This is a genomic window from Litchfieldella qijiaojingensis, from assembly GCF_014651875.1.
Taxonomy (GTDB): domain Bacteria; phylum Pseudomonadota; class Gammaproteobacteria; order Pseudomonadales; family Halomonadaceae; genus Litchfieldella; species Litchfieldella qijiaojingensis.
Map to the genome: position 1 here is coordinate 1 of NZ_BMXS01000045.1, position 9,619 is coordinate 9,619.

The 9,619-nt window shown below is 55.0% G+C and carries 10 protein-coding genes and 2 pseudogenes; 11 read left to right on the forward strand and 1 reads right to left on the reverse strand.

Features of this window, described 5'->3' with window-relative positions; all coding sequences use genetic code 11:
- The 8 genes and pseudogenes from IE093_RS21840 to IE093_RS21870 form a co-directional block, all read left to right on the forward strand.
- On the forward strand, nt 1-293 hold a 293-nt coding region (locus tag IE093_RS21840; protein WP_189472995.1), incomplete at its 5' end, for a transposase.
- Between the two features lie 185 nt (nt 294-478).
- Nucleotides 479-1,120 (forward strand): annotated as a pseudogene (locus IE093_RS21845) (IS5 family transposase); the annotation flags it as partial.
- Nucleotides 1,121-1,221: 101 nt separating this feature from the next.
- Nucleotides 1,222-1,350: a hypothetical protein gene (locus IE093_RS22575; protein ID WP_229803884.1), complete on the forward strand. Its 129-nt coding sequence runs from the start codon at nt 1,222-1,224 to the stop codon at nt 1,348-1,350.
- 197 nt (nt 1,351-1,547) lie between these two features.
- Nucleotides 1,548-1,961: a nucleoside diphosphate kinase regulator gene (gene rnk, locus IE093_RS21850; protein WP_189472996.1), complete on the forward strand. Its 414-nt coding sequence runs from the start codon at nt 1,548-1,550 to the stop codon at nt 1,959-1,961.
- A 290-nt stretch (nt 1,962-2,251) separates the two neighbouring features.
- On the forward strand, nt 2,252-2,566 hold the full coding sequence (locus tag IE093_RS21855) for a hypothetical protein (protein ID WP_189472998.1): 315 nt from the start codon (nt 2,252-2,254) through the stop codon (nt 2,564-2,566).
- A gap of 20 nt (nt 2,567-2,586) precedes the next feature.
- Entirely contained in the window at nt 2,587-3,795 is a 1,209-nt protein-coding gene (locus IE093_RS21860; RefSeq protein WP_189473001.1) for a M24 family metallopeptidase, read from the forward strand.
- A 60-nt stretch (nt 3,796-3,855) separates the two neighbouring features.
- A complete protein-coding gene (locus tag IE093_RS21865) occupies nt 3,856-5,451 on the forward strand; it encodes a BCCT family transporter (protein WP_189473003.1) in 1,596 nt (531 codons plus the stop codon).
- Nucleotides 5,451-6,209, forward strand: coding sequence for a creatininase (locus IE093_RS21870; protein WP_189473005.1), 759 nt, complete (start codon nt 5,451-5,453; stop codon nt 6,207-6,209). The genes IE093_RS21865 and IE093_RS21870 overlap by 1 nt, the downstream gene beginning before the upstream one ends.
- Nucleotides 6,210-6,252: 43 nt before the next feature.
- Here IE093_RS21870 and IE093_RS21875 read toward each other — a convergent pair whose 3' ends face one another.
- The gene (locus IE093_RS21875; RefSeq protein ID WP_189473007.1) at nt 6,253-7,116 is read right to left on the reverse strand and encodes a LysR family transcriptional regulator; all 864 of its coding nucleotides are present in this window, start codon (nt 7,114-7,116) and stop codon (nt 6,253-6,255) included.
- A gap of 267 nt (nt 7,117-7,383) precedes the next feature.
- On the opposite strand from IE093_RS21875, the gene IE093_RS21880 reads away from it, so the two are divergent.
- The 3 genes and pseudogenes from IE093_RS21880 to glyA form a co-directional block, all read left to right on the forward strand.
- On the forward strand, nt 7,384-8,835 hold the full coding sequence (locus IE093_RS21880) for a sodium:solute symporter family protein (protein ID WP_189473009.1): 1,452 nt from the start codon (nt 7,384-7,386) through the stop codon (nt 8,833-8,835).
- A 196-nt stretch (nt 8,836-9,031) separates the two neighbouring features.
- Nucleotides 9,032-9,190, forward strand: a complete 159-nt coding sequence (locus IE093_RS21885) for a cysteine hydrolase family protein (protein ID WP_229803882.1) — start codon at nt 9,032-9,034, stop codon at nt 9,188-9,190.
- Between the two features lie 164 nt (nt 9,191-9,354).
- Nucleotides 9,355-9,619: pseudogene (gene glyA / locus IE093_RS21890) on the forward strand (serine hydroxymethyltransferase); the annotation flags it as partial.

Consider the following 9,619-nt stretch of genomic DNA (forward strand, 5'->3'; position numbering starts at 1 on the left):
ATTTCATTGAACAGAAAGCCCCGGAGACCTTTGCTGTCATCGTGCTCGACAATGCCAGCATGCATAGGTCGAAAGCGTTCCGGCAAAAGCTGCTGGAATGGATGTCGCATCGTGTGCACCTGGTCTATCTATCAGCGTATTCGCCAGAGCTGAACCTGATCGAGATTCTCTGGCGGCAGATCAAATATCGCTGGCTGCCGCTGGCCGCCTATCGAGACTTCGCCACGCTATGCAGCGAGGTTATCAAAGTGCTCAGTAACTACGGAAGTGAGTGCAGGATTACTTTTGATTAAGCACTTAGGTGGCTCATTTATTCGGCCAACATTGTTTTTTTCTCCGTATAAACAACACATCCAATTTCCCTCCAGTAAGGTGGTGTAAGGTGTCAAGGCAGTTGGTAGAGGCTTCCCTTGTCTAGGTTTTGTACGAAAAGTCTCATGTGCTAATTTCGCCTATGCCGGAGCAGCATAGGTGAGATATGGCAGGACGCTACGAGCTTTCCGATCATAGCTGGTCGCTGATCAAGGACATCGTTTCACCACCTCAGACAATGGGCCGTCCGAGGCGAGATGACCGCCAGGTAGTGAACGGCATCTTCTGGATCCTCTGCTCAGGTGCCAAATGGCGCGACTTGCCGGAACGCTATGGTCCCTGGACGACGGTGTATGAGCGATTCCGTCAGTGGCGTGATGACGGCACCTTCGACGCCGTGCTGGAACACTTCCAGCTTAGGTTGCGCGATGATGGACCTGGACACCTGGATGATCGATTCCACGGTCGTTCGTGCCACGCATGCCGCCTCAGGAGGCGGCAAAAAGGGGGACCGGCAGAACCGGTAGACCATGCGCTGGGCCGCAGTCGGGGTGGCTTGACCACCAAAGTCCACATGGTCTGCGACCGACACGGATGGCCACTGACCTTCACGCTTTCCCCGGGCCAGGATTCTGACACTCGCCATTTCATTCCGACCATGGAAGAGGTCTCTCTGCCGGGTGGCGTTGGCCGGCCCCGGAAGCGCTGTCGCCACCTCGTGGCAGACAAGGGTTACGATAGTGATGAATTACGCCACTATTGTGACCGACACCGGATGAAGCCGATCATTGCCCAGCGCAAGATGCACCGAAAGCCTCGTCCTGGCCTACCCAGGGGGTTCGACAAACCTAAATACCGCGAGCGTAAGTCATTGAACGTTGCTTTGGTTGGTTCAAGGAGTTACGACGAATCAGCACCCGATACGACAAGCTGGCGAGCAGTTTCAGGGCCATGGTATGCCTGGCGTGCATAGACCGCTGCTTACGCGCTGACTTTATCGTACAAAACCTAGCATTATGCCCGCCGAGAAGCAGGTGAGGTGGCTCCTGAACGGAGCTAATCAAAGTTGCTTACACGGCCTGGGCAGTGCTTGTCATAGTATTCTCTTGTCACGCTCTCGAAAAATACCGTAAAGTCGAACGAGGTAGAGTCCTTCCCCGCTTTGTGGGGAAGGGCTTTTTAGTTGGTTGATAGTCTTTGTTAATAACCCATTGATTGGAATCGAGGAGAGAATCATGTCATCACGCCCATCCCTCATTATCAATCGTTTGGACGCTGAACGGCTTCAGCGCTTGATCGACAATGCCGATGACAAGGACTGGACTGTAGCGGAAGCCTTGGAAAAGGAGCTATTACGCAGTGAAGTCGTGGACCCCGAGCAGGTGCCCGAGGATGTGGTCAGCATGAATAGCCGCATCCGCTTCACCGATCTGGTGCGCAAGCGTCAGTTGACACGTACGCTCGTGTACCCTCATGCCCTTGCAAGCACCGAGGATGCGATTTCGATACTGGCTCCTATTGGCGCCGCTCTGCTGGGCTTGCGGGTAGGAGATACCATTGACTGGCCGCTGCCTGATGGAAGTGTGTCCCAGTTGCATATCGATGCCATCCTCTGGCAGCCGGAGCAACATAAACAGTTTCACCGCTAGGAACCCATGGCAGCCTTCGAGTTCACGTGTCAGGAGCCGATTCCAGCGCTTTGGACTCGAGTTGGCCATTCCATATTCTGCTCACATGCAGTCGAGTCGAGATACCCTGATACCGGCGTAACGCCAGGCGCGCGGTGCTTGCTCGACTGCGGGATTATTCTCTCATGTCATATCTAATCCATTGAAAAATATGCCCATTGGTCGATCCAATGGGCACATTTGGACTTGTAATTTGCTCTCGAGCCACTCCCTGCCGATAGTTCGTCCAGTAACCAGGCGGTGGAGGCCATATGAAGAACTGGACACTGATTCTTAGAGCCAAGAGATCGGCTCCCGCCGGCATGATGCCAAGAGGACTGAAGAAGGAAGTTTCCTCGATGCTCCGAGTAGAAAGATCCTATGCTATCAACCTCTCCGGTGTCAGATTGATTAGTTTCGACTTGATGGTAAAAGATGAAGAGTTTTTCCATATAACTCGAGTTATCAGAATTCTCGAAGAGCGCTTTAAGCTCGCGTTGTTCGAGTTTTCAGAGAAAGACTCATCGGCTAATGCCGATGGCGTTTCGATCAAGGTCGGGTCCAAACCTACCTTGAAAGTTGCTTAACCAAAGCACAGGAGAACAACATGCAACTTCCTTCCCTCATTGAAATTCCCAACGGCGAAAAGGTCGTCCCCACATTCTCTGATGAAGAGATGCGTCGTCGTCTCGATAAATTGCGCAGCTACATGGCTGAGAATAGCGTTGATGCTGTGGTCCTAATTTCCTATCACAACATCAACTACTTCAGTGACTTCGTGTACTGCAAGTTTGGCCGGGATTACGGCCTGGTGGTGACCCAGGACAACTTCACCACCGTGACGGCCAACATCGACGGCGGGCAGCCGTATCGGCGTAACCGCCTGGGCGACAACATCGTCTATACCGACTGGCAGAAGGACAACTTCTTCAAGGCCGTCAAGCAGCTGTGTGAGGGCAAGAAGCGGGTCGGGGTCGAGTTCGACCACCTCACCCTACAGAACCAGCAGAAGCTACTCGATGCCCTTGGCGACGTCGAACTGGTCGATATCAGTGTGCCGACCATGAAGATGCGCATGATCAAGTCAGCCGAAGAGATCGCCTTGATCCGTCAGGGAGCGCGTATCGCGGACGTGGGCGGTGTCGCAGTGCGTGATGCGATTGCCGCCGGCGTGCCGGAGTATGAGGTGGCACTGGCTGGCCAGCGGGCCATGGTCCGCGAGATCGCCAAGACCTACCCCAACAGCGAGTTGATGGATACCTGGGTGTGGTTCCAGTCCGGCATCAACACCGACGGCGCCCATAACCCGGTGACCAGTCGCCGCGTGCAGCCGGGAGACATTCTCAGCCTCAATACCTTCCCCATGATCTCTGGCTACTACACAGCCCTGGAACGGACCCTGTTCTGCGAATATGCCTCTGATGAGCATCTGCGATTATGGGAAGTGAATTGCAAGGTACACAAGCGGGGTCAGGAGCTGATCAAGCCCGGCGTACGCTGTTGCGACATCGCTCACGAGCTCAATGAGATCTTCGCCGAGCATGATCTTCTGCAGTACCGCACCTTCGGCTACGGCCACTCTTTCGGCACCCTGAGCCACTATTATGGCCGTGAGGCGGGACTGGAGTTGCGTGAAGACATCGAGACGGTGCTCGAGCCCAACATGGTCGTCTCCATGGAGCCGATGATCATGGTGCCGGAAGGACGCCCCGGGGCCGGTGGCTACCGCGAGCACGACATCCTGGTAGTCAACGAGCACGGAGCAGAGAACATTACCGGGTTCCCGTATGGCCCGAACCACAACATCATCAAGTAGCATCCAAGGGGGGCCTTGCCCCCTTTTTGCACAAGAACAATGACTATAGGAGTGTTCGGTATGGTCCTTCACTCAGGCCCCTTTAGGGGGGTGAATCCACTGGTTACCATGGTATCAGTACTGATCATGGTCGCCTTTATATCCCTTGCCATACTTTTCCCCGAGGCAGCGACGGGGCTGATCGACAGGGGAAGAACTTATGTGACCTTCTATTTCAATTGGTGGTATGTCGGACTGGCAGCGAGCTTCCTGATCTTCCTCCTGGCCCTGGCTTTCAGCAAGTATGGGCGTTTGAAGCTGGGAGAAGAGGATGAAAAGCCGGAGTTCGGCTACTTTACATGGTTCGCAATGCTGTATGCGGCCGGCCAAGGCATTGGCATTATCTTCTGGTCCATCGCTGAGCCGATCATGCATCTCTCGCATGGGACGCCATTCTCGTCGGCGGTAGGCAACGGAGAAGCCGCAGATGTCGCCATGCGTCTCGCCTACTTCCACTGGGGACTCAATGCCTGGGCCATCTACTGCATCGTTGCCCTCGGCCTGGCCTTGATGGCCTATCGATATGGTAAGCCACTGAGCATCCGCTACACGCTCTATCCAATCCTGGGGGAGAAGGTCAATGGGTGGATTGGTAACCTCATCGATATCATTGCTGTCTTTGCCACCCTCTTTGGTATCGCAACCTCTCTGGGGCTGGGTGTCCAGCAAATCAATTCTGGTCTTAATTATCTTTGGGATGTGCCTGTCAATAACCTGGTGCAGGTGGCACTGATCGCTGTGATAACGGTCCTGGCGCTGATTTCCGTTCTCACGGGGCTCAAGCGGGGAATCAAATATCTTTCGCAGGCCAATATGTGGCTAACCTTCCTGCTGCTCGCCTTCTTCTTCATCTTCGGTCCGACGCGTTACATCATCGGCGGCTTCCTGGACTCCGTGGGTGACTATGCCAGGTCGGTGATTCCCCTGAGCTTCTATACCGGCAGCAATGTGACTGCAGCGAATGGTGCCGAGTCATGGCAGGACTCCTGGCAGGGCTGGTGGACCGTCTTCTATTGGGGATGGTGGATGTCCTGGGCTCCCTTCGTTGGGGTCTTCGTGGCGAGGGTCTCGAGGGGCAGAACCATCCGTGAATTCATCCTCGGCGTGGTAGGGGTTTCATCCCTGCTCTCCTTTGTCTGGCTATCGGCCTATGGCGGCACGGCGATCTACGAGGAGCTGTTTGGCAGCGGGGGCATTGCAGACGCCGTCGCCAACGATGTCTCTCTGGCGCTCTATGCTACCTTCACGGCCATGGACGTTGGCATCGTCGGGGTGCTGGCCGGGTTCTTCGGTACGGTGCTGGTAGCAACCTACTTCATCACCTCGTCTGACTCGGGAACCCTTGTCATTACCACCATTCTCAGTGAGGGGGATCCGCACCCGCTTTCCAGGCACCGTGTATTCTGGGGTGTCATGGAGGGGGCCATCGCAGCCGTACTGCTGCTGGTGGGAGGCGCCTGGGCGTTGTCGACCCTGCAGACTGCCGCCATCCTGTCGGCATTGCCCTTCTCGGTGATCATGCTCCTGATGGCCTACTCGATTCTGCGAGCCGTTCAGAATGATAGCTACTTTCGCCAGCAATACTCGGTGAATTCTTTTGTGGGAGAAAAGGGTTGATGAAGAAGGTCAAGATAGCGGAAATGGACTGGGTGTCCTATCACGACAGGGTGAAGGATGGGAGATGCAAGATAGTGATGCCGGTGGGCGCTATCGAACAGCATGGACCGCATATGTCCCTTAACCCCGATGTACTGATTCCGGAACATATCGCCTGCCGGGTCGCCGAGCGTAGCGATAATATGCTGGTCGCTCCCCCGATTGCCTATGGCTACAAGTCGCAGGTCAAGTCGGGAGGCGGGAACTTCTTCCCGGGGACTACCTGCGTCAGTGGTCGCTCCCTGGAGGAGTATGTATATGATGTGATTCTCGCCTTCATGGAGCACGGGAACCGGGAGTTTCTCATGATCAATGGGCATTTCGAGAACTCCATGTTCCTGGTCGAAGCGGCCGACCGTGCCGTGAAGTACGCCAGGCTGTCAGGAATAGAGCTGAAGGTGGTCCTGCTCTCCTATTGGGACTTTATCAGTGAGGCTACCGTCAAGAAGGTGTTCCCCGAGGGATTCGCCGGGTGGGCGGTCGAGCATGGGGGCGTGCTGGAAACCTCGATCATGCTGCGAATACATCCCGACTTGGTGGACATGTCGAAGGTGGTCGATGTACCGCCTGCGGAGTTCCCACCCTACGATGTTTTTCCTCCCGACCCGACCTGGGTGCCGAGTTCAGGGACCTTGTCGTCCCCGTCGAAGGCGACATCCGAAAAGGGAGAATGGATACTCGCTGAGTGTATAGAGAAGATTGCCGAGACGTTCTCCTGAGCATGGGGGCATTGTCAGCCGCGAGGCTCCGGCAATGCCCCCTTTAGATATTGGCCAGTCCGGAGCGCAGGAAGTCAAGCACGTGGCGGGACGCGATGTTGAGCTCCCGATCCTTGTAATATAAACCGATACATACTCTCTCCAGCTCGGGAAGACTCTTGGAACTGGCGGCATGCTTCAGGTGCTCGGGAATCACCGACTTCGCCATTGCGGTTATGCCGAGCCCCTCCTCGACGGCGGAGAAAATGCCCAGCAGGCTGGTGCTCGTGTACATGAAACGGAAAGGATGCTGCTGTCCCTGGAGGGACTCCTCCATGATGGAGCGGTAGACACATCCCTGCGGATAAGCGATCAACGGGATGGGATCATCATAGCCATCGATGAGCCGGCTATCCTTGTAGACCCACTCGAGACTTTCCAGCCGATAATCACGCGAATCCCTGTCCTCATTTTCTTTGGCACGCTCCATGGCCAGGGCAATGTCATAGTGTCCCTTCTGATAGCGCTGGAGTATCACCTTGCTGATTTCACAGTCGACTTCCACGATGATGTTGGGGTAAACGCGGGAAAGGTTTCTCAGCGCCTTAGGAAGAAAAGCCAGCTCGAAGTCATTGGGGATGCCAAGCCTTACCTTTCCGGAAACATTGTCGCCCCTGACCTTGGCGATGATTTGATCGTTTATCTCAAGGATTTGACGCGCAGCTTCATAGAGATATTCACCATCCTCGGTCAGCTCGAGGCTCGAGCCTCTCAGGAAAATCTTGGTGTTCAGTATATCTTCGAGCTTCTTTACCTGAAGGCTGATGGCTGGTTGTGAGCGACCAAGAAGCTCGCCTGCACTGGTGAAGCCTCCTAGGTCCTTTATGGTGACAAAGGTTCTCAGAAGATCGGTAGGTATGTTTGTCATTTTCTTGCCATTTTGATGTCCAATGCGGCCATTGGATATGCAAATTTGTGTGCCGTAAGAGAGTAAAATAACTTGAATTTGCGCTTTGTGACAATGCGCGATTTTTAGGCAGTGAATCCATCAATAACAAGAGGGTCATTGGATGAATTCTTGGGTATTGAGCACCTTCCTGGTGCTTACCTGCTACATGCTGATCCACGCCGGTGCAACTTACCTCCGAAGAGAGATGAAGAGAAAATCCGCTAATAGCTCAATGAGGAAGTGATCATGGATGCCTACAAGTCGTTCAACTGGGGACTGCTGATCCTGACCTTCGGCCTACTGATCTACCTAGGCTACCTCTCCTCAAAATACATGAACAAGAGCGATGAAGGGGGCTTCCTGGTGGCCGGGCGCTCGCTGGGTGCCTTCGTGGCGGCCGGCACCATCGTCGCCACCGGCTTCAGCGGCTGGGGGTTCATGGGCTCCCCCGGGGTCACCTACCAGTTCGGTGCCATCGAGGTGCTGGGTAACTTCTTCTTCGCGCCGGCGATGATGATCGCCGTCCTCTACTTCGCGCGCTTCCTGCAGCGACGGGCGATCGAGATGGGCAGTAATACCATCCCCGAGTATATCGCACAGAGCCACGGTGGTGGGGCAATGGGGCGCGTACTGCAAGGGGTGGCAGCCGTCATCACCATTCTGCTGCTGCTTGTCTTCCTGACCAGCCAGATCAAGGCCGTCGGCCTGCTGGGCGCTAGTTGGCTGGGGATCGAGCTCAACCAGAGCGCCTTCCTGATGGTTTCTGTCATCATCGTCTACACCATGCTCGGCGGTCTGGCCGCCGTCGCCTGGACCGATACGGTCATGGTCTGCGGCATGGCACTGGCGGCTGTCATCATCCTGGTGCAGATTCTTACCTCGGTGGACCTGGGTACTTGGGAGGCTTCTCTGAATGCCATTGACCCCGAACTGCTCAATCCTACCACCGGAGCCCATTATGGTGACTCCATTGGCACCGTATTTCTGGTGCTCCCCTACGCCTTCCTGTTCGCCGCCGTGCTGCCTTATATGGCTGTGCGCTTCCTAGCGATGAAGCCCGACGTCAAGCTGCACAAGGTGGGCGTCTATGTAGCCATCCTGGGAGCGTTGCTGAGTCTGATCCCGATCGTCGGCCTCTATGTGCGTCTGCATGTGCCCGATCTTGCTGATCCCGACATGGCAATGCCGGTGTATCTTGAGCGGTTCATGCACCCGGCCATTCAGGGCATCATCACACTGTTTATCATCTTCGCCATGAAATCCACGGCTAATTCCTTGCTGCATACCGTCGCGTCGGCAACTTCCCATGACCTTCGGCTGTCTCTCTTCGGTCGTGTAACGAGTGAGCGACGGGCCCTTTTCATCAATCGTACGGCTGTTGCCGTGTTGGGTGTGGTGGCGTTACTGATGATGCTTTATGCACCGCCTTTCATGCTTTCCTGGTTGGGGATTCTGGGATCAGGGACTCTGTTGGCCAGCATGATCGGGCCAGTGTTTATCTCTACCTTCTGGCAGGGAAGTGCCTGGGGGGCTTTGATTGCAATGCTGGTTGGATTCTTCACCAGTGGTTACATGATGCTGTTTGCCGATGTCGGCTGGTTGATCGGGCCTCTCACAGGGTGTGTCGTCTCCTCAGCTTGCTATATTGTGGTTTCGCTACTGACGCCACGTCCTGCCTTCCAAAAACTCAGTGTTTGATGTGGTTCTGCTACGGTCGGCGTCATGTCGGCCGTAGTTACTTTGTGTCCAGTGACAAAGCAGCTCAATGTCATGTGTGAAGTTCTTGATACACAAGGTCTCGGAATAGTTTGAAACTTGGGCTGACATAAGCCCTGTTCCATGCTGCACTGGTCTCAATCTGATTGCTTGCGCGCGCACGACCCGTGGTGATGGATTGGCAGAAGGTTTCCGCACCATTGCTGTCAAGAAGTGCATCGGAGATCGGGTGCCGGGTGCCGTGGCATGGAATCTGTTTGATATTGATGCCAAGTTTGCCGATGTCGAGTCCACCGATCGCTGCGTGGATTATCTGAATGCCGTCGGCAAGAACTGAAGTTATCGCCTTCAGCAAGAGCGAGCTCTCGGGGCTCGCTTTTTTCTTTCATGAGTTTTCAACTTATCGCCGCATAAGCATTTCAAATTTGTCCTGATCATTGGCGGTCGATAACTTCCTCGATGAGGCTCTTGCACTCTTTTTTTAACAATAAGGAGCTACCCATGACCAATGCACGCCTTACTGATTTCGATCCTCAGGTTTTCGCCGCCATCGAGGAAGAGGTGGAACGCCAGGAGGCGCACATCGAGCTGATTGCCTCCGAGAACTACACCAGCCGCGCCGTGATGGAGGCACAGGGTACCCAACTGACCAACAAGTACGCCGAAGGCTACCCGGGCAAGCGTTACTACGGTGGCTGCGAGTTCGTCGACAAGGTCGAGGCCCTGGCCATCGAGCGCGCCTGCGACCTGTTCGGCGCCGACTACG

Excerpts from the sequence above, each read along its gene's own strand:
- rnk (WP_189472996.1), top strand. The coding sequence starts at position 1,548 with ATGTCATCACGCCCATCCCTCATTATCAATCGTTTGGACGCTGAACGG.
- IE093_RS21855 (WP_189472998.1), top strand. The coding sequence starts at position 2,252 with ATGAAGAACTGGACACTGATTCTTAGAGCCAAGAGATCGGCTCCCGCC.
- IE093_RS21860 (WP_189473001.1), top strand. The coding sequence starts at position 2,587 with ATGCAACTTCCTTCCCTCATTGAAATTCCCAACGGCGAAAAGGTCGTC.
- IE093_RS21865 (WP_189473003.1), top strand. The coding sequence starts at position 3,856 with ATGGTCCTTCACTCAGGCCCCTTTAGGGGGGTGAATCCACTGGTTACC.
- IE093_RS21870 (WP_189473005.1), top strand. The coding sequence starts at position 5,451 with ATGAAGAAGGTCAAGATAGCGGAAATGGACTGGGTGTCCTATCACGAC.
- IE093_RS21875 (WP_189473007.1), bottom strand. The coding sequence starts at position 7,116 with ATGACAAACATACCTACCGATCTTCTGAGAACCTTTGTCACCATAAAG.
- IE093_RS21880 (WP_189473009.1), top strand. The coding sequence starts at position 7,384 with ATGGATGCCTACAAGTCGTTCAACTGGGGACTGCTGATCCTGACCTTC.